Annotated in this window: 14 protein-coding genes; 10 read left to right on the top strand and 4 right to left on the bottom strand. The window is 73.0% G+C overall.

The features are described from left to right. The first annotated feature begins 264 nt into the window (after nucleotides 1-264). Complete coding sequence (locus WMF36_RS35780; RefSeq protein ID WP_437575298.1) at nucleotides 265-1095, top strand: tetratricopeptide repeat protein; 831 nt, start codon at nucleotides 265-267, stop codon at nucleotides 1093-1095. Then, complete coding sequence (locus tag WMF36_RS35775; protein ID WP_437575297.1) at nucleotides 1095-2036, top strand: glycoside hydrolase family 75 protein; 942 nt, start codon at nucleotides 1095-1097, stop codon at nucleotides 2034-2036. The genes WMF36_RS35780 and WMF36_RS35775 overlap by 1 nt, the downstream gene beginning before the upstream one ends. 93 nt (nucleotides 2037-2129) lie before the next feature. On the opposite strand, the gene WMF36_RS35770 is transcribed toward WMF36_RS35775, so the two are convergent. Both WMF36_RS35770 and WMF36_RS35765 read right to left on the bottom strand, forming a co-directional pair. Beyond that, a complete protein-coding gene (locus WMF36_RS35770) occupies nucleotides 2130-3389 on the bottom strand; it encodes a hypothetical protein (protein ID WP_437575296.1) in 1260 nt (419 codons plus the stop codon). Between the two features lie 151 nt (nucleotides 3390-3540). Next, complete coding sequence (locus WMF36_RS35765; protein ID WP_437575295.1) at nucleotides 3541-3876, bottom strand: hypothetical protein; 336 nt, start codon at nucleotides 3874-3876, stop codon at nucleotides 3541-3543. Between the two features lie 675 nt (nucleotides 3877-4551). Here WMF36_RS35765 and WMF36_RS35760 point away from each other — a divergent pair. Both WMF36_RS35760 and WMF36_RS35755 read left to right on the top strand, forming a co-directional pair. Further along, nucleotides 4552-5988 carry a formylglycine-generating enzyme family protein gene (locus WMF36_RS35760; RefSeq protein WP_437575294.1) on the top strand — a complete coding sequence of 479 codons (1437 nt, stop codon included), beginning with the start codon at nucleotides 4552-4554 and terminating at the stop codon, nucleotides 5986-5988. A gap of 20 nt (nucleotides 5989-6008) precedes the next feature. Next, a complete protein-coding gene (locus tag WMF36_RS35755) occupies nucleotides 6009-8966 on the top strand; it encodes a glycosyltransferase (RefSeq protein WP_437575293.1) in 2958 nt (985 codons plus the stop codon). 200 nt (nucleotides 8967-9166) lie between these two features. Here the strand turns inward: WMF36_RS35755 and WMF36_RS35750 are convergent, their stop codons facing one another. Next, nucleotides 9167-10159 (bottom strand): phosphotransferase family protein, encoded by a 993-nt coding sequence (locus WMF36_RS35750; RefSeq protein ID WP_437575292.1) that lies wholly within the window; start codon nucleotides 10157-10159, stop codon nucleotides 9167-9169. A 182-nt stretch (nucleotides 10160-10341) separates the two neighbouring features. Between WMF36_RS35750 and WMF36_RS35745 the strand changes: the two genes are divergently transcribed. Genes WMF36_RS35745 through WMF36_RS35735 form a run of 3 tightly spaced genes read left to right on the top strand, consistent with a single transcriptional unit; the run spans nucleotide 10342 to nucleotide 12978 of the window. Continuing rightward, nucleotides 10342-11331, top strand: coding sequence for an ABC transporter ATP-binding protein (locus tag WMF36_RS35745; RefSeq protein WP_437575291.1), 990 nt, complete (start codon nucleotides 10342-10344; stop codon nucleotides 11329-11331). Beyond that, nucleotides 11328-12152 carry an ABC transporter permease gene (locus WMF36_RS35740; RefSeq protein WP_437575290.1) on the top strand — a complete coding sequence of 275 codons (825 nt, stop codon included), beginning with the start codon at nucleotides 11328-11330 and terminating at the stop codon, nucleotides 12150-12152. The genes WMF36_RS35745 and WMF36_RS35740 overlap by 4 nt, the downstream gene beginning before the upstream one ends. 19 nt (nucleotides 12153-12171) lie before the next feature. Next, on the top strand, nucleotides 12172-12978 hold the full coding sequence (locus WMF36_RS35735; RefSeq protein WP_437575289.1) for an ABC transporter permease: 807 nt from the start codon (nucleotides 12172-12174) through the stop codon (nucleotides 12976-12978). Between the two features lie 69 nt (nucleotides 12979-13047). Here WMF36_RS35735 and WMF36_RS35730 read toward each other — a convergent pair whose 3' ends face one another. Next, complete coding sequence (locus WMF36_RS35730; protein ID WP_437575288.1) at nucleotides 13048-14568, bottom strand: protein kinase domain-containing protein; 1521 nt, start codon at nucleotides 14566-14568, stop codon at nucleotides 13048-13050. A gap of 380 nt (nucleotides 14569-14948) precedes the next feature. On the opposite strand from WMF36_RS35730, the gene WMF36_RS35725 reads away from it, so the two are divergent. From WMF36_RS35725 to WMF36_RS35715, 3 genes are all read left to right on the top strand, one after another. Then, on the top strand, nucleotides 14949-16451 hold the full coding sequence (locus WMF36_RS35725; RefSeq protein ID WP_437575287.1) for a hypothetical protein: 1503 nt from the start codon (nucleotides 14949-14951) through the stop codon (nucleotides 16449-16451). Nucleotides 16452-16600: 149 nt separating this feature from the next. Then, on the top strand, nucleotides 16601-17605 hold the full coding sequence (locus WMF36_RS35720; RefSeq protein WP_437575286.1) for a hypothetical protein: 1005 nt from the start codon (nucleotides 16601-16603) through the stop codon (nucleotides 17603-17605). Nucleotides 17606-17827: 222 nt separating this feature from the next. Then, on the top strand, nucleotides 17828-18763 hold the full coding sequence (locus tag WMF36_RS35715) for a hypothetical protein (RefSeq protein ID WP_437575285.1): 936 nt from the start codon (nucleotides 17828-17830) through the stop codon (nucleotides 18761-18763). Nucleotides 18764-18779: the final 16 nt, after the last annotated feature.

Below are 18779 nucleotides of genomic sequence, written 5' to 3'. Positions count from 1 at the left end.
AGCCGTCGGGCGCGATCTGCGCGCCGGTCCTGGCCACGGTGTCACGGCGGCGACGCCGCGGTGACCGCGTTGGGCCGAGCGACCGGAATGTCCAGGATCGGAGGAGATCGCGCCCCCGACCGTCCGTGACGCCGCTGGACGGTGGCGCACGATCCCCCTTAATGTGTCGACCGCCCTGGCGAGCTTGCTTGTGCGGGCGCGCAAGGCCGTGCAGCAGACAACGGGCGCGGCGCTCTCTTCTGCTTCGGATGGATTCTGATTCTGATGGAAAGGATGATGATGCTCTCGAACTGTCTTCGCCGGTGCGCGTTCGCGGTGACGTTGCTGGCCGCGGCGCCGGCGCTCGCGGCGAAGCCGCCGGACGGCGCCTCGGCCGAGGCGCAGCAGCTCGCCCGGACCAGGGCGCACGAGGGGCTCAAGCTCTACGGCGCGGACCGCTGGCAGGAGGCGTTCGAGGTCTTCAAGGAGGCGGACGGGCTCTATCACGCGCCGACGCTCGTGCTCTACATGGCGCGGTGCCAGCGCAAGCTCGGCCAGCTGGGGGCCGCGCGCGACCTGTACGAGCAGGTCCTCGCCGAGCCGCTCCCGGAGGACCCGCCGCGGGCGTTCCTCGACGCGCGGAAGGACGCCGAGACCGAGCTCGCGGCGGTGCGCGCGACGCTGGAGGCGCCCGCCGCGTCTCAGCCTCAGGTGCCGCCCCGCGACGCGCCCGCCCCGGGCGGCGCGGAGGGCGGCGGCTCGCTGCTGCCGGCTGGGCTCGCGTTCGGGCTCGGGGCGGTGGGCATCGGCGTCGGGGCCGCGACAGGCCTCGTGTCGCTCTCCAAGGTGTCCGACATCAAGGAGCGCTGCGACGGCCGGCGCTGCCCGTCCGAGCTGAAGGGCGATGCCGACGCGGCGACCACGCTGGGCCACGTGTCCACCGTGAGCTTCATCGTGGGCGCCGCCTCGGCCGCGGCGGGCGTCGTGCTGCTCGTGGTCCGGCCCGGCGGCGACGCCGCGCCCGACGCCGCGGGCGCTTTGCCGCGGGCGCAGCGCGGCGTGGTCTGGAGCGCCGGGGTGGGCCTCGGGCGGATCGAGATCCTGGGGAAGTTCTGATGCGAGCGTTAACGGCAGGCGTGAGGAGGGCCTGTCTCCCGGGAGCGCTCGCGGCCCTGGCGCTCTCCGGCGCCTCGGCGTGCACGAGCCTCTCCGGGATCGGCGATCTCGAGTTCGTCGAAGGCGGGGGCGGCGCTGGCGGGAGCGGCGCCGGTGCGGGCGGCGCTGGCGGGAGCGGCGCTGGTGCGGGCGGCGCTGGTGCGGGCGGCGCTGGTGCGGGCGGCGCTGGCGGGAGCGGCGCTGGTGCGGGCGGCGCTGGCGGGAGCGGCGCCGGTGCGGGCGGCGCCGGTGCGGGCGGCGCCGGTGCGGGCGGCGCTGGTGGGGGCCAGGCACCGGTCCCGCCGACGGCCGCGGAGCTGCTCGCGCTCACGACGTCATGCCAGCAGGCCTCGTCGGGGCTCTTCCGGAACTCGGCCGACCCCGGCCCGGAGCCCAGCATTCCTGTCTGCGCGCTGAACGGGGCGTACTTCTGGAGATCCGGGATGGGGATCGACTGCGACGGTCTTTCCCATGAGTCGCCGGAGTGCCCCTCGGCGACTCCCCACACGGCGGCGGTGGACTCGCTGGGAAACGCGCTCGACTCGCTGCAACTCCCGTTCGTGGTCGTCCCCAACGGCACGCCTGCGGAGTGCGCCGACGTGCTGTGGAGCCACACGGACGCCGGTCTCAGGCTGGGGGCCGCTGTCGCGGTCGTCCACGGCGACAAGGTCGCCTATGGAGTCGTCGGCGATGTGGGGGAGTGCCACGCCATCGGGATGGCCTCGTACGCGATGGCGCAGAGCCTGGGTATCAACGTCGAGCAGCCGAGCCCCGGCGTGATGAGCGGCGTCACCTACATCGTCTTCGCGGGTCCCGACGCGGTGGTGGATCCTGTCGAGGACCACGCGAAGGCGGTGGAGCTTGGGACCCGGCTCGCGTCGGAGCTCGTCGCAGATCCCTGATCCAGCGGAAGCGGGGGAGGGGAGGAGCACCGCGGCGCAGGGCAGCGCCGCGCGGCGGGCGGGAGCCGCCCCGCCGCGCCGCTCCTGGTCAGGTCAGTCGCACGTGGCGGCCTCGCAGGCCTCCATCTCCGCGGCGCACGCCGTGGTGATGCACGTCTCGCAGGCCTCGGAGCCCTCGCTGCAGTCCTCGTCGCACGCGCCGTAACCCCCGCTGATCTGGCAGGTGATCACCTTCGAGAGCTGGGGCCCGACGCTCTCGCAGCTGTTCACCACGCAGCCGTAGAACGCGGCATCGTCCTGGTCGGGCGTGCTCATGCATGAGAGCGCCTCGGTGCACGTGGACGTCCCGGAGCCGAACCACGTCGAGGCGCGGAAGCCCCCCTCCTCGCTCGCGCAATTCTCGTACGCCCGGGAGCGCGGGAAGTACGGCCCGATCAGCATGCACATCTCGTCCTTCGTGGTCAGGCCCTGCGCGATGTCGCGATCCTCGCTGTTCCTGAAATCGCAGCGGTAGTCCAGGGCCTCTCCCGCCTTGACCTCGAGGAACGGCGTGAACTCCTGCGACGGGACCCCCTCCCATTTGTCGTGGGCGTACAGCTCCGTCATCTTGCCGTCGAGGTCGACCTTCTGGGCGAGGTAGCCGACGCCGCGGCGGTGCATGTGCGACTGGATCCTCACGACCGAGATGTCGTTCTCGGTGGTGCAGCGCATCCGCGCCGAGGACTCGTCGCGCGCCAGCACGCTGATGAACGGGTTGTAGTGGAAGAGCATGCCCGCCTCGACCTCCACCTCGTCGTCCGCGATCGTGTAGAGGTTGATGCGCGCGTCGGTCTCGAGGGGCTCGCTCGAGGCGTTCAGGTAATGGGTGTTCATCAGGAGCACCGTGCCCGGGGGGACCTTGACCGCCACGCCCTCCGGGAGCTCGCCGAGGAAGGAGTTGCCGTCGGGGGACTGGGAGCCCGCGACCACGCCGGTGACGTCCCATTCGGCCTGGGGGCCGTCGCTGCAGTCGTGGACCTGGGTCGCATCGAGGGTAGCACCGCTGAGCGTCTCGGTCGGGATCTCGGTGTACGGCGTCGTGTAGAGGAGGACGTGGTGGCTCCCGCTCGAGTACCGCACCGTTTCCCGGTTGACGTTGAGCCCCTCCGGCGGCGCCACGAAGAGCTGGCAGCGCTCGACCTCCTCCCCCGGCTGGATCGTGGAGATCATTCGATACTGCACGCCGGCGCCTTCGGCCGGCGGCGCGAGCACCTGATCCTCCGGTGTCTCCTCCCCGGTGCCGGGTTCCGAGGAAGAACAGCCGAAGAGCGCGACGGCGCCGAGGAGAGCGATAAGCGAGGTAGTTGTGCGCATGCGTTGATCCCTGCTGTGTGTTGGTGTCACATCATGCGCGCGCCCGTGATCGTGCGCGCGCATTGTTCCCGGGGTCCTGCGGCGGCGTCGCGCTCGCCCAGGGAAATCGGTCGTCGCCGGCTGGCCCGCGCCGGACTGGCCGTAGTCGCCCTCATCCTCTGGCGGGCCGGAGGCGGACGGGTAACGAGGTCATCTTCCGGATCGAGGGGTGCGGTGCGAACACCGCCGGCCCCGCGAGCTCCATCTCGGGGAAGTGGCTGAGGAGCGTGTCGATGGCGATCCGCCCCTCGAGGCGAGCCAGTGTCGCCCCGATGCAATAGTGGGTGTCGCCGCCGAAAGCAATGCCCGCATCGGCGTCTCGCCGATCGAACGCGGCGATCGGGTCGTCCTTGCTCAGCAGGTCGCCTTGCATCTCGGCCTGGATCCGCGGCGTCAGAACGTCGTTGTCCAGCGGTCTCTTCCGACGCTCCTCGACGGTATCGCTCACGGCGTCGATCCTTACGCTCCGTACCGCGTCGAGCTTCCCGATGTCGCCATCGCGTAGCAAGGATACGACGTCCTCGCGCGGGAACGCGCGGGAAGACGAGCCACGGGCTGCGACCCGAGCGTGACGAGTCCTGTGACCACCGCTTCGCGCCTGGGTTCCCCGGAAAGCCGGAAAGCAGATCGCCAGGCCGCGCCCGGCCGTCCGTGGGCCAGAGGACGTCGAACACCTGGTCCGACAGTGCGCACATCCTTTCGCTGTAGATCGTGGCCAGGGTGCGCTCGACCGCGTCGACGCCGCGCTGTCCGCGCTCTCGATGTGTCGAGTTAAGAATTGCAAAGATGTCTAGACTAACGTGATGCCGTCGACGCCGCGCGAAGAGGTCAGTCGACAGGGGCGGAATGTTTGCTGCGGCGCTCGCTGGCTCGCGAGCGGGCCTGAGCCGGCGCGCTCGTTCGAATGGAGAGGGCGATACGGAGGCATGACGCGCGTCCGGCAAGGGGGCAAGAGCGCAGCCTGCGTTGCCTGCCGCGCGGCCGGCGCGCCCCGCTCTCCGGTGGGGGCGGGGGAGGGCGTGGGGCGAGGGCGACCGCGGCGAGCGCTTCTTTCGGGCCCCTGCGCTGCTGCCGTTGGGTCGAGCTCGCACAGGTCGCGCGCTCTGTCTGGTAGCCTGAGCCGGTGCAGCTCCGCTCCTGCTCCCGCGACCTCCCTCCTGCCTTCGTCCTTGCGGCGGCCGTCGCGTTCCTCGCCCCGGCAGCCGCGCAGGCGGCGGATCCGGCGCCCGCCCTCGCGATCGACCTCGGGGGGGCGCAGCTCGACCTGGTGCTCGTGAAGGCCGGCCGCTTTCGCCAGGGCTCGCCGCCGGCGGAGGCGGGCCGCGGCGACGACGAGGCGATCCGCGAGGTGACCCTGAGCCGCGCCTTCTACCTGGGGAGGTTTCCGGTCACGGTCGGGCAGTTCAAGCGCTTCGTCGAGCAGACCGGCTACCGCACCGAGGCCGAGGTCGGCGTCTCCGGCGGGTTCGGCTTCGACGGCAAGGGCCTGTCGCAGCGCAAGGAGTTCACCTGGAGGGCGCCCGGCTTCCCGCAGAGCGACCAGCACCCGGTGACGCTGGTGACCTTCAAGGACGCGGGCGAGTTCTCCCGCTGGCTGACGCAGCGGACCGGCCGCGCCTTCGATCTGCCGACCGAGGCGCAGTGGGAGCACGCCCACCGCGCGGGGACCCAGACGCGGTTCTATGCGGGGAACGACGACGGGGCCGCCGCCGCCCTCGGGTGGTTCAAGGGCAACGCCGGGAGCGGCACGAAGCCAGTCGGGCAGAAGCAGCCGAACGCCTTTGGTTTGCACGACATGAGCGGCAATGTCTACGAGTGGTGTCGCGACTGGTACGGTCCCTATGCCCCCGGCCCGGCGGTCGACCCCGAGCAGACCTCGGCGCCGGGCGGCGACAAGCCCCGGCGCGTGCTGCGCGGCGGGTCGTGGCTCAAGGACGCGAAGCACCTGCGCGCCGCGGCGCGGTACCGCAACGACCCCGGCAGCCGCAACGCGGACAACGGCTTCCGCGTGGTCGCCGCGCTGGAGGCGAGCGCCGCCGCGTCGCCGACCGGGCCGGCGGCGCCGCTCTCGGCGGGGTCCACGCGCGCGCCGCGCTCGAGCTCCTGGTCGACCGCGGCGACGGTGGCGTTCGTCGGCGGAGGCCTCGTCCTGGCGAGCGCCGTCGTCGGCCTCGTCGGCGTGCTCGTGCACCGCGCGTCCCGCCGCAAGCCGATGGCCGGGGCGCCGCCCGGCGTGACGTTCCGGCCGCAGGGCGACGGGTTCTGGCTGAACGCGCCCCCGCACCTGCACGGCTCGGTGCTCCACTACCGCTGCTTCGTGAAGGGCGTGATCCGGCGCGCGTCGGTCCCGATCGAGCCGAGCCCGCGCGGGCAGTTCGTCTACACGGGCGGCGCGCCGTCTGCGGTGGAGGTGGAGCAGCTCGGCGCGGCCGCGTGGGCGGCGGCGCCCTCTCCCGCGCCGCGCGCCGCCTGGGGCGGCCATCGCTCGCGGGAGCGCATCTCGAGCGCGCCGGACGTGGCCGTCGCCGCGCCCTTCCGCGGCTATCCCTCGGCCTACTGAGCCGCGCCGCCCGGTCCCGCATGCGCCCTCCGATCTGCGCCGTCTTCGCCGAAGCGCCCGCGCACCGCGCCCGCGCCGGCCGCACGCTGCGCGCGCTCCGGCTCGCCGGGCTCGCGCCGGTCGACCTCACGCCGGCGCCGCTCGCGGCCGCGGCGGAGGCGCTCGCGGCGGGGCCGGTGTGGCTCGTGCGCGGCGGCGCCTGGCCCGCGCCGTCCGCTGCGCTCGATCTGGATCCGTTCCCGCCGCCGAGCGACACCGGGCTGCCGCTCTGCGCGTTCGGCGCCGTGCTGGCGCCGTTCGACCTTGCCGCGGCCTCGGCGCCGCCCGGGTCCTCGGCGCTCACCGCGGCCTCGGCGCGCACCGCGACGGAATCCGACGCCGCGGCGTGGGCCGAGCTGCTGCGGGCGACGGGCGGTGAGCTGAGCCGCGCCGCGCGCGCGCGCCGCCCACCGGGGTTGCCCCGCGCGGCGAGCGTGTACCTCGACGCCCCGCTCGCCGCGGGCGTCGCGGCGCGCCTGCGCGCGGGCGATCCGCTCGACGCCGCCCTCCAGGGCGAGCTCGCGGCGCGGCGCGCGCGCGTGGTGCGGCACGCGCCGCTCGACGTGTGCGACGACGCGGCGCTGCGGGTCGCGCAGGTCGTGACCAGCCTGCAGCAGGGCGGCGCCGAGCGGATCGCGATCGACCTCGCGACCGAGCTGCCGCGCCGCGGCGTGCGGTCGCGCGTCTACGCGGTGTACCGGCCGACCCGCCCCACGTTCGACGCGCCGCCGGGGACGCTCGACCTCTCCGGGGCGCGCGGCGATCGCGAGGCGCGCTTCGACGCGCTCGCCCGCGGGCTCGCCGCGTGGGGCGCGGACCTCGCGCACGCGCACCTGCTCGACGCCGACGACCTCGCGCGCCTCTCCGCGCGCGGGTACCGGCCGCTCGTCACGGTGCACAACGTGGCCGCGGGGTGGCCGGCGGGGCTCGAGCGCCTCGGTCCGGACGACGCGGCGCTGCTCGTGGCGTGCGCGCGCGCGGTCGAGGTGGAGCTCGCCGCGTGCGCGCTGCCGGTGCCGCGGCGCACGGTCTGGAACGGGATCGACCTCGGGCCGGCGGAGGCGGCGCGCCGATCGGCGGGGCCGGCGGAGGCCCGCGAGGCGGCGCCGGCGGCCCGCGAGGCCGCGCCGGAGGCCCGCGGGGCCGGCTCGGCCGCGGCCGAGGCGTGGCGGCGGCGCCTCGAGATCGCGCCGGACGATCTCGTCCTGCTCGCCGTGGCGAACCCGCGGCCGCAGAAGCGGCTGCACCTCCTGCCCGCGATCCTCGCGGCCACGCGGGCCGCGCTCGCGGCGGCCGGCGATCCGCGGGCGGCGCGGCTCGTGGTCGCCGGGAGCGCCTCGCCCGGCAGCGAGCCGGCGCTCGCCGCGGAGGCGGAGCTCCGCCGCGAGGTCGACCGGCTCGGCCTGCGCGCCGACGTGCGCTTCGCGGGGGCGGTCGCCGACGTGGCCGGCCTGCTCGCGGCGGCCGACGTGCTCGTATCGCCGAGCGCCCACGAGGGGCTGAGCCTCGCGCACCTCGAGGCGCTCGCGGCGGGCCTGCCGGTCGTCGCGACCGGGGCCGGCGGCACGGCGGAGATCGCGGCCGAGACCCCGGCGCTTGTGCACCTGCCGCTCGACGCCGCGCCGGAGCGGTTCGCCGAGGCGATCGCGGCGGCGGCGCGCGATCGGGCCGCGCCGTCGGGCGGCCGGGAGGTCGTGGCGCGGCACTTCAGCGTCGCGCGGATGGCCGAGGGCTATGCGCGGATCTACCCGCGGGCGATCGCGCGCAACCGCGGCCTGCGCCGGGGGGACGGGCTGCTCCTCGTGACGAACAACTTCTCGACCGGCGGTGCCCAGTCGAGCGCGCGGCGGCTGCTGCTCGGCCTGGCGGCGGCGGGCGTGCGCGCCCGGGCGGCCGTGATCGAGGAGCAGCCGGAGTACCCGACGCCGGGCCGGCGGGCGCTCGCGGCCGCGGGCATCCCGGTGCTGGCGGTGCCGCCGCCGGCCGACGTCGAGCCGGCCGAGGCGGTGGAGCGCCTCCTGCGCGCGATCGAGGAGGACCCGCCGGAGGCCGTGCTGATGTGGAACGTGATCGCCGAGCACAAGGTGCTGCTGGCCGACGGGCTGCTCGACGTTCCGCTCTTCGACATCAGCCCGGGCGAGATGTATTTCGCCTCGTTGCGCCGCTATTTCGCGTCGCCGCGCCGCGGGCTGCCATACCGCGCCCCGCGCGACTACGGCGCCCGCCTGGCCGGGGTGATCGTCAAGTACGGGGCCGAGGCGGCGCTCGCCGCCGAGGTGCTCGGGGCGCCGGCGCACGTGGTGCCGAACGGCGTCGCGCTCGGAGCGCGCGCGCTCGCCGCCGGAGGCGCGTCGCCGCGGCCGCGCGCGTCCGGCGGCGAGCGCGCGCGGCTCGCGATCGGGACGGCGGCGCGCGTCCACCCCCACAAGAAGCTCGACGAGCTCCTCGCCGCGCTGCGCCTCGCCGCGCCGCGGCTGCCGCCGCACGTGCTGCGCATCGCCGGCGGCGTCGAGCGCGGCGCCGAGGCGCACGCCGAGGCGCTGCGGCGGATGGCGGCGGGGCTCTCGGTCGAGTGGGTCGGCGAGCTCGCCGACACGCGCGCTTTCCTGAGCGATCTCGATATGTTCGCGCTGATCGCCGAGCCCGCGGGGTGCCCGAACGCGTCGCTGGAGGCGATGGCCGAGGGGCTGCCGGTCGTGGCCACGGCGGTCGGCGGCATGGCCGAGCAGGTGGACGACGGCGTGACGGGGCGGCTGGTGCCGCCGGGCGACGCGGAGGCGCTCGCCGGGGCGCTCGTGGAACTGGCGGAAGACCCGGAGCGGCGGGCGCGCATGGGGGCGGCGGGGTGGGAGCGCGCGAGGGAGCGGTTCTCGCTGGAGAGGATGGTCGCCGACTACGTGCGCGTGTGCCTGGGCGGGCGGGAGGGGCGGGGGAGGTGAGGGGAGCGGGGGGGAGCCGCGTGAGAGCGGCCGTGGCCAGACGTCTGGCTGTCCGCTTTCCTGGCTGGGACGCCGCACAGCGGTCCCGCCCTTACAGGGTCATGGCCAGCGTCGTTCGCGCTTGAGCTGCTCGCGCAGGGTTGAGAGCTCCGGGGTACAGCGACGCGCTGTAGGGTCAGTCACGAGATCTCGCGCCGAGATCAGCGGACCGAGAACGGCCAGATCGTCTGTTCCAGCTCGGGGAGCGAGGAGACCTGGGACTCCCAGCCTTCGATCCTGAGCTGGTATCGGAGGTTGCTGTACCGGTGCAGGAGCGCGAGCGCCATCAGCTTGCGGCTCAGCGCCGGGCTCAGGTCGGTGATCCTGTATCCACAGGCGCCCAGAAAGGCGCGCTGGAGATCCGCGCTGCCGGCGGCCAGGAAGAGGCATGGGCCCAGCAGGTCGACCTCGGGCGGCCCGAGGCACGCGTCCGCGAAGTCGATCATGCCAGTGACGCGCCACGTCCCGTCCGTCGGGGTCACGAGGAGGTTCTCCGGCGTGTATTCCCCCGTCAGGAGGACCGGGACCACGGAGGTCGGCAGGAGAGGGCGGGCGGACGCCAGGTACGCCGGGATCTGGGAGACCAGGTGCTCGGGCAGACGCATTCGCCGGTGGCGGCCCTCGCATCCGGCGATCTGGCGCTCGACGAACGCGTCCCAGCCGAGGTCGATGCTCTCCAGTCCGCCGGTGGGCAGCGCGTGAGCGGCCCTCATGATCTCGCCGATGCGGGCGAGCGCCTCGACCCGCTCCGCCCCGCTCAGCGCGGGCCAGGCCTCTTCGAGCGTGCGCCCTGGGAGACGCGACATCACGAGATAGGGCCACCCGTCGAGCTCCGCTTCCCGGAGGATCTCCGGCGTGGCGACGGGGACCTTCCCGTGGAAGCGCGCGAGCGCGAGGCGCTCGGCCTCGAACTGGTGCCGCAGGAAGGGCGGAAACAGCTTGATGATCTGGCCCGCGTCGTTCGAGACAACGACGTTCGTCCCGCGCTCGAACGCGGAGAGGCCGCTCGTCGTCAGGCCGTGGCGCTCGCACACCGCGCGGATCGCCGGGAGAAAGGCGCCCAGATCGGCGCGGATCCGGTCGAATTCGCCGGGGCCGTCGAACGGCGGGAACAGGGCTCGGTCGCCCGGGGGCGCGCTGGGATCGGGCGGCATCGACGCGCCGGGCACCCTAACCCGCGCGCCTCGGAGCCGCCATCGCGGAATCGGCCCATGCGGCCTCCGGCGAGCGACGCTCGGCCTGCCCGGCGCGGTCGCCGTCTACTCCTCCCGGGTGCGCCACGTCTTGTGAAGAGTCTGGCGGGTGAACGTCGACCCGTGCGACCCTCGCCGCCGCCATGCCGCTGATCGTCGTCGAGGATCTGCGCAAGGCCTACCGCGTGGCCGAGCGCCGTCCGGGCGCGTGGGGCGCGGTCGCAGGGCTCGTGCGCCCGCGCTACCGCGCCGTCGACGCGCTCGCGGGCGTCTCGTTCTCGCTCGAGCGGGGCGATCTCGTCGGGTACATCGGGCCGAACGGCGCCGGCAAGTCGACAACGGTCAAGATCCTGGCCGGCATCCTCGTGCCCGACTCGGGGCGCTGCGAGGTGGACGGCCGCGTCCCCTGGCGCGAGCGCGTCGCGCACGTGCGGCGGCTCGGCGTCGTGTTCGGCCAGCGCACCCAGCTCCTCTGGGACCTGCCGGTGATCGACTCGTTCGAGCTCCTCCGGGACATCTACCGCGTCGGCGCGGCCGACCACGCCCGCGCGCGCGACGAGCTCGTCGCGATGCTCGATCTCGCGCCGCTGCTCGACACGCCGGTGCGGCAGCTCAGCCTCGGCCAGCGCATGCGCTGCGATCTCGCGGCCGCGCTGCTCCACGCGCCCGAGCTGCTCTTCCTCGACGAGCCCACGATCGGCCTCGACGCCGTCTCGAAGCTCGCGGTGCGGCGCTTCGTCCAGCGGCTCAACCGCGAGCGCGGCGTCACGGTGATCCTGACGACCCACGACATGGACGACATCGAGGCCCTGTGCTCGCGCGTCCTCCTCATCGCCGGCGGCCGGGTGCTCTCGGACGGCTCGCTCGAGGCGCTCCGCGCCAAGGTCACGGCCGAGCGCTGGCTCATCGTGGACCTGACGGACCCCGCCGCCGAGATCGCCGAGCCGCACGCCGAGGTGATCCGCCGCGAGGGCGACCGCGTGACGCTGCGCTTCGATCCCGCGGTGATCTCGACGGCGGAGCTCGTCGGGCGCGTCACGGCCCGCTACCCGGTGCGCGACCTCCTGGTGCAGAACCCGCCCATCGACGAGATCGTGGCGCGGCTCTACGGCGAGGCGGGCGCGCGGCCGTGAGCGCTCATCTCGCGTATCTGGCCGCCTATTTCGCCGTCTTTCGCGCGCGCTTCCGCGCGCTCTTGCAGTACCGCGCGGCGGCCGCGGCCGGGTTCGGCACGCAGCTGTTCTGGGGGCTGATCAAGGTGATGGTGCTCGAGGCCTTCTACGCGAACGCCGCGCCGGGCGCGCATCCGCCGATGTCGCTCGGACAGGCCATCACGTACACCTGGCTCGGACAGGCGTTCTTCCAGCTGATGCCGTTCTCGACGAACCCCGACCCCGAGGTGCGCGAGCTGATCCGCACCGGCGCGGTGGGCTACGAGCTCGCGCGCCCGCTCGATCTCCACACCCTCTGGCTCGCCCGCGCGCTCGCCGCGCGCGTCGCGCCGACGGCCTTGCGCGCGGTCCCGATGTTCGCTGTCGCGGTGCCGCTCCTCGGCATGTCGCTGCCGCCGTCGCTCGCCGCCGCGGGCGCGTGGGCGGCGGCCATGGCCTTCGCGGCGGCGCTTGTCGGCGCGTTCGCGACGGCGGTGACCTCGACGATGCTGTGGACAACGTCCGGCGACGGCATCTCGCGGATCGTGCCGTCGGTGGTCCTCATCGCCTCGGGCATGGTCGTGCCGCTGCCGCTGTTCCCGTCGTGGATGCAGCCCTGGCTCGACGCGCTGCCGTTCCGCGGCATGGTCGACGCCCCGTTCCGCCTCTACCTCGGCAACCTGCCGGCCGCGGCGCTCCCGGGCGTGCTGCTGCACCAGGCGCTGTGGACCGCCGCGTTCGTGGCGCTCGGCCGCGCGATGGTCGCGCGCGGCCTGCGGCGGCTCGTGGTGCAGGGCGGCTGAGGGGCGAGGAGCAGGCGCGATGTCGCTGGACGCAACGAAGCTTTACCTCCGCCTCGCGGCCGTGTCGCTGCGGGCGCAGATGCAGTATCGCGCGTCCTTCGCGATGTGGTCGATTGGCCAGTTCATCACGGTGGGCATCGAGCTCCTCGGGGCGTGGGCGCTGTTCGATCGGTTCGGCGCGGTCCGGGGCTGGCGCTTCGCGGAGGTGGCGCTCCTGTTCGGGCTGGTCAACGTCTCGTTCGCGCTCGCCGAGTCGTTCGGCCGCGGGTTCGACACCTTCTCCATGATGGTGAGGTCCGGCGATTTCGACCGGCTCCTCCTGCGCCCGCGCTCCACAGCCTTCCAGGTGGCGACCCGGGAGTTCCAGTTCCTGCGCGCCGGGCGGCTCGCCGTCGGCCTCGTGATGCTCTTCTGGGCGGCCTCCGCGCTGGACGTCGGGTGGACAGCAGCCAAGCTGGCGCTGCTCGCCGGCGCGATCACGGGCGGCGCCTGCGTGTTTTACGGGCTCCTCGTGCTCCAGGCCACGCTGTGCTTCTGGACGGTCGAGTCGCTCGAGCTCATGAACACGCTGACCTACGGCGGCACGGAGGCGGCGCAGTACCCGCTGACCCTGTACCGCGACTGGTTCCGGCGCTTCTTCACGTTCGTCGTGCCGCTCGGGTTCGTGAGCTACATCCCCGCGGGTGTGCTGCTCGAGCGCCCCACGGTCCCCGCGCTGCCCGAGGCCGCGCGCTGGGCGTCACCGCTGGTCGGCGTGGTGTTCCTGCTCGTGTCGCTGCGCATCTGGCGCTTCGGGGAGCGGCGGTATCAGTCCACCGGATCGTAGACTGAAGCGGTGCTCGGAAGAGATTGAACCTTCGTCCGGGTCTTCGTGCGAGGCGCGGCCGAGCACCCGTTAAAAGGGCACGTCTGGGATCGGGGCACGGTCCGGTTCCGGTGCTGCCGTCTCCGGTGCTGCTGGCTCTGGAACCGGAGGCCGCTTGGCGGGCTCGGGCGCAGCCGTATGCGGTGCTCTGGGCCTGGCCGCCGACGGCGGTCGTGCTGCCTTGGTCGGCAGCGGCGGGGCCGGTCGCACCAGCGTGTCTCCGGGGACGTTCGCCGCCGCCGCCTCCGCCGAGGAGGGCTCGTCAGGGGTCGTCAGCGGCTCGTGCGAGGAGGGCTCTCCGGGGGTCACGCTCGGCGGCGGCTCGTGCGAGATCTGTTGTTCTGCCAGCGTCCCGGCGGCGCCTCGCTCCGGCTCCGGCGCGGCCGCCGAGGAGAACTCCGCGCCCGCCTCGCCCCTGCCGTGTGTGCTGCCCTCTCCCACGGCGACCGTGACGCCGGCGCCGAGGAGCAACGCCGTCGCGACGCCGATCACCAGCACCGTGCGCGTGGGCGCCTGCGGCCTCGCCTCCTGCGCCGTCGCTCCGGCGCCGGTCAGGGTGCCGGGCGTCGCCGACCGGGGCGCGGCCGGCGGGACGCCTGGCGCCACGGCGTGCAGCGGTATCGTCCCGCTCATCCTCGGCTGAGCGGAGCTCGGTGTGCCGGAACAGGGATGTTGCAGATCCGGGATCGACGGCGACGCCATGCCGGCGAGCCGGCGGAGATCGCCGATCATCTCGCCGATCGACTGGAAGCGCTGCGCCCGGTCGCGGGCCAGCGCCCGCGCGAAGAAGGCGTCGATCGCCGGCGGCAGGTCGGGCGCGAGCTGGGAGGCGCTCGGCACGGGCGTGACCAGGATGTTGGCGATCACCGCGCCGAGCTGCTCCCCCTGAAACGGCAGCTCACCCGTGACGGCGCAGAAGAGGATGACCCCGAGCGACCAGAGGTCGCTGCGCTGGTCCACGTCCTTTTCGCCCCGGACTTGCTCCGGGCTCATGTAGTGAGGGGAGCCGAGCAGCTCGCCGGTGCGCGTCACCTCGTCCGTGAGATGAGCGCGGGGCTCCTTGACGATGCCGAAGTCGAGGACCTTGACGACCTCTTCGTGCTCCTCCTCGACGCGCACGAGGAAGAGGTTGGCCGGCTTGAGATCGCGGTGGACGAGGCCGGCCTCGTGCGCGCGACGGATGGCCTTGCCGGCCTGCACGAGGATGAGCGTGGCGTCCACGAGGGAGAGCCTCCCGACGCGCTGGAGCCGCGTGCCCAGGTCCTCGCCCTGGAGCAGCTCCATCACGAGGAACGGGGTGTCGTCGTCGATGCCGTAGTCCTGGACGTAGACGACGTGCGGGCTCTGGAGGCTCGCCGCGATCCTCGCCTCGCGCTCGAAGCGGGCAAGGAACGTGGACGACGCCGCATACGTCGGCGCCATGAACTTGACCGCGACGCGAGAGCCCAAGTTGACGTGCCGCGCCACCCACACCGAGCCCATCCCGCCGGCCGAGAGCGGTCGCTCAAGACGGTACTTCCCACCTACGACGGAGTCCGGGGCATAATGCATGGTGATGGCCTCCTCCTGGCTGCCGAGGGAGGTGAGATGAGCCTACAGGATAGGAATGGTTCCGGCCACGATGAGCCGGGAGATGACAGATAGATTGTTCTTCCGTGCGCCACGTTCCGGGCGACTCCGGGTTTCACACGGCCACAAGGCGACCGGCGATCGCCAACACCCCCTCTGGGCCGCCCGAGGCGGCCGGCACGCCGGCACGCACTCTCGAGCAAGACCGAGATCGAGCGCTGGCGCGCGTCTGTCCCTGGCTGTCCACCCTCGCTGATAAAATTCAGTAATATCTGGCGCGGCAAACGTGCTCTGTCGAGCGCCGGAGCGCGAAGGACGCGCGAAGGCGGGCTCCGCTCGCCTACGGTGCGTGGATGAGAATCTTGACCTGGTTGACTCTGGGGCTCCTGTGCGCGGCGTGTGGTGACGACGGCGATCCGTCCGGCCTGGGAGGAGGCGGAGCCGGGGGGGCCACCGCGGCGACCGCGGGCAGCGGCGGCGGTACGGGTGGCGTCGGCGGCGCCGGCAGTACCGGCAGTACCGGCGGTACCGGCAGTACCGGCGGTACCGGCGGCGCCGGCGCGGGAGCCGGGGGCGACGCGACGGGCGGATCGTCGGGCGTGGGCGTCGATCTCGCCGCGCCTGACGCCATCTTCCTTCACCCGGCGGGGGCGATGGGCAACATGGTGTGGAACATCGCGATCGCCGGAGCGGAGGACGGGGGCGCCTACGTGAGCGGCGAGGGGTTCGGCGAGATCGCGCTGGGCGACCGGACGATCACCGAGCTGGGTGCGTTCCTCGTCCGCCTCGATCCCGAGGGCCATCTCCTCTGGTCGGCGCCCATCGTCACGGCGCAGCAATCCGCGGCGACGGCCGTGACCGTCGATCGATCGGGCAATGTGCTCTTCGCGGGCGAGCTCTATGGCGATGTCACGATCGGGGGCACGACGCTGTCCGGCGCGACGGACGACTCCGACGCAATGGTGGCCAAGCTCGACGCCGACGGCGCCGTGCTCTGGGCGAGACGCTTCGCCTCGGCGGCCACGGATCGCTGCTTTGCCATCGCGACCGACGCCACGGGCCATGTCTACGTGGGGGGTTATGTCGACGACGACATCGACTTCGGCGACGGGCTCGTGGCGGTGGATGGCGAGTCCCCGTTCCTCCTGAAGCTCACGCCGGACGGCGACGTCGCCTGGGCCAAGGTGTTCAACAACCCCGGCGGCGCGGGCAGCGCCGTGGCCGGCATCGCCGTTCACGAGGGGGGCGACGTGTCGATCACGGGCTACGCCGACGGGCCGTTGACCATCGACGGCGAGGCGCTGTCGCTGCCTGCCGGCTCGACCATGATGGGCTTCATCGCCCGCTTCTCGAGCGCGGGGGAGGGCCGGCTCGCGCGGCGCTTCGGCGGGCCCGAGTTCGACATGGGCAACGAGATCGCCGTCGGTGAGGGCACGTTCCTCGCAGGCACGGTGAGCGGCGAGAGCGATGTGCTCGGGACGACGGTGGACGCGGACATCGAGGGGACACCGTTCGTCGCGAAGCTCACCGAGAGCGGGACCGCCGAGTGGGTGATCACGCCGGAGCCGAGCGGCACGATGTACGGCCTCGCGCCCGACATGGCGGGCGGCGTCTACGCGGCGGGTCGCTACGACGATGGCGTCACCTTCGACTACACCCCGTTCGCGCTGCACGCGAGCGCGTTCTCGGAGGTCACGGCGCTCCAGCGCTACGCGTCGAGCGCCGGCTCCTCCGAGGGCATGGCGCTCACCTCCGGCGGCACGCTCTGGGCCGCGGGCCTCTTCCACGGTTCCATCGACGTCGGATCGGGTCCGGTCGCGTCGCCGAGCACCAGCGGATTCGTCCTCCGCATCCCGCGTCGCTGAGCTTCCTTCACGGCGACAGCGCGCTGCGTCCGCGCTCGGTGTGCTGCGCTGCGCAAGCGCGGCCCCTGCGCGCCAGCACGATAACGCCTGCGAGACCTGTTGCGCTCTCCTTGCCCGCGTCTAGAATCCACAATGCCATGATAAAATTCTTGCACCATTCAAATCTCATCGTCGTTGGGCTCACCCTTGCTCTCGGCGTCGCGGCCTGTGGAGGCGACGACCCGGCGGGTGACCGACCCGCGGGCGACAGCGGCACGGGCGGGGCGAGCACGGGGTCGGGCGGTGGGGCGAGCACGGGATCGGGCGGCGGGGCGAGCACGGGGTCGGGCGGCGGGGCGAGCACGGCGTCGGGGGGCGGGGCGAGCACGGCGTCGGGCGGCGATCCCGATCCCGATCCCGCGGACGCGCGGACCTTCGACCACCGGCACGCGACGCTCGACGGCATCCCGGCGAGCTGCATCGATGCGCTCAAGTCGGCTGACTTCGTCTTCCACTATGCCCATCGCTCGCACGGCTACCAGATCATCGTGGGCGCCGAGAGCCTCGAGGCAAACTCTCCCGCCTACGGCTTCGAGACGGAGTATTGCGGCGTCCCGGCGGAGACCGGCGTCTTTCGGATGTGGGACGGGATGATCGACAACAACCTCGTCGTGGGCGACCAGTACTGGGCGACCGATGCCGGGGTCGGCGAGCTGCGCACCATCCTCAGCGAGCACCCGGAGATCCGGTACACGATGTGGGCATGGTCGTCCGAGATCTCCGAGCAGACCGAGGAGGACGTGCAGCGCTACCTCGACGTGCTCGACGCGCTCGGGCAGGAGTTCCCGGAGGTGACCTTCATCTACATGACCGGGCCAGGGGACGAGGAGTACAACGGCGTGAACCGCACGAAGCGCAACCAGCAGATCCGCGACTTCTCCCGGGAGCACGGGAAGATCCTCTATGACTTCGAGGACCTCGATGTTCACTGGGACGGCGAGCGGCACACCGCGGAGGTGGAAGGCGTCGAGATACCGATGCAGCACCCGCGCTTCGACGTGGAGACGTCCGGCAACGCGGAGTACGAGCACACCCACACGACGCAGGGCAGCTGCGAGAGCAAGGCCATGGCCTTCTGGCGCATGATGGCCGAGCTCGAGGGGTGCGCGCAGTAGCCCCGCGGCCTCGCTTGCGGGCGCGCGCGGCCGCCGGGATCACCCCGCGAGCCTCTGTCTTTCCTGTCGGTTAAGTCCCGGTTTCCGGCGGACGACTCTGCTGGATCGCGTCGCTCGCGCCTTGCGGGCCGCCTCGCGCGCATGCTACTCGCATCTCGCACGGGCACGCATCCCCGCGCTTCCGGCGCGGGGCGCCGCCTGGCAGCCGATCGGAGGCGGGCCATGGACAGCGCGATACCGCTCGGGAAGAAGCAGATCATCGACGGCCAGCTGCGGGTCTACTATTACGGCTACTGGATCAAGGCGTACGAGGCGCCGGCCGACACGCTGCTCGCGAAGAAGCGCCTCATCGAGGCGCTGACGCGGCGCCTGTTCAACCATGTCGAGCACGGCATCAACGTGCCGGGGAAACGGCTGGACGAGGCGCGGCGCGCCTTCGAGTCCGAGACCGACCCGCAGCGCAAGCGCGTCAAGGGCGCCATGCTCGCCGGCGCGATCTTCAATCGCGCGGCGGATATCTTCACCAAGCTCGTCGAGATCCAGGAGCTCGGCGTCGCCATCGAGCCCGACAACGCCCTCATGCGCGAGTGCGGAGAGCACCTCCTCGAGGCGCTGACCCTCGGGAAGATGGTGCTCCACCGCAGCGGGGAGGAGGGGCTCGACGAGCTCTGGGGAGAGCCGTTCAAGGCCTTCTCCTTCCCGATCGAGGCGTTCTACAACAGCCGGTACGTGAAGATCGCACAGAGCATGAGGGCGATCGACGGCATTCGCGACGAGATGATCGCCACCTTCGCGGGCCTGCCGATGTTCGCCGGGCTGGACCGCCTGGCCTGCGAGCTCGCGAACGCGGCCAAGGTGAAGTGCGAGACGCTGCGCACCGACGCCGAGATCTTCGAGGTCTGGACGTCGTTCGTCGTGTCGGCGGAGAAGCTCGCCGCCTTCCAGCCGCTGCTCGGCCCGGACGCCTCGCCCGCCGAGCGGGAGCAGGCGGCCCGGGGCGTCGAGCTGATCGTCCGCGGCAAGAACGTGATCTCGTACATCACGCGCGCGCGTGTGCCCATGCCCAAGACCACGAGCGAGCTCATGGATCGGTACGCGCGGTACCGCGCCGCGTACGGCGCCGCGCCCGCGTCCGGGACCGCGCGCAGCGTCGCCTGAGCCCGGCCGGGCGCGC

This window comes from Sorangium sp. So ce887, from assembly GCF_051521455.1.
GTDB lineage: Bacteria > Myxococcota_A > Polyangia > Polyangiales > Polyangiaceae > Sorangium.
The sequence above is the reverse complement of the archived record's forward strand: the minus strand, read 5'-3'. Positions and strand labels throughout refer to the sequence as shown.

Bases quoted from the DNA above. Each gene is read 5' to 3' on its own strand.
- WMF36_RS35780 (WP_437575298.1), top strand. From the start codon at position 265: ATGGAAAGGATGATGATGCTCTCGAACTGTCTTCGCCGGTGCGCGTTC.
- WMF36_RS35775 (WP_437575297.1), top strand. From the start codon at position 1,095: ATGCGAGCGTTAACGGCAGGCGTGAGGAGGGCCTGTCTCCCGGGAGCG.
- WMF36_RS35770 (WP_437575296.1), bottom strand. From the start codon at position 3,389: ATGCGCACAACTACCTCGCTTATCGCTCTCCTCGGCGCCGTCGCGCTC.
- WMF36_RS35755 (WP_437575293.1), top strand. From the start codon at position 6,009: ATGCGCCCTCCGATCTGCGCCGTCTTCGCCGAAGCGCCCGCGCACCGC.
- WMF36_RS35750 (WP_437575292.1), bottom strand. From the start codon at position 10,159: ATGCCGCCCGATCCCAGCGCGCCCCCGGGCGACCGAGCCCTGTTCCCG.
- WMF36_RS35745 (WP_437575291.1), top strand. From the start codon at position 10,342: ATGCCGCTGATCGTCGTCGAGGATCTGCGCAAGGCCTACCGCGTGGCC.
- WMF36_RS35735 (WP_437575289.1), top strand. From the start codon at position 12,172: ATGTCGCTGGACGCAACGAAGCTTTACCTCCGCCTCGCGGCCGTGTCG.
- WMF36_RS35730 (WP_437575288.1), bottom strand. From the start codon at position 14,568: ATGCATTATGCCCCGGACTCCGTCGTAGGTGGGAAGTACCGTCTTGAG.
- WMF36_RS35715 (WP_437575285.1), top strand. From the start codon at position 17,828: ATGGACAGCGCGATACCGCTCGGGAAGAAGCAGATCATCGACGGCCAG.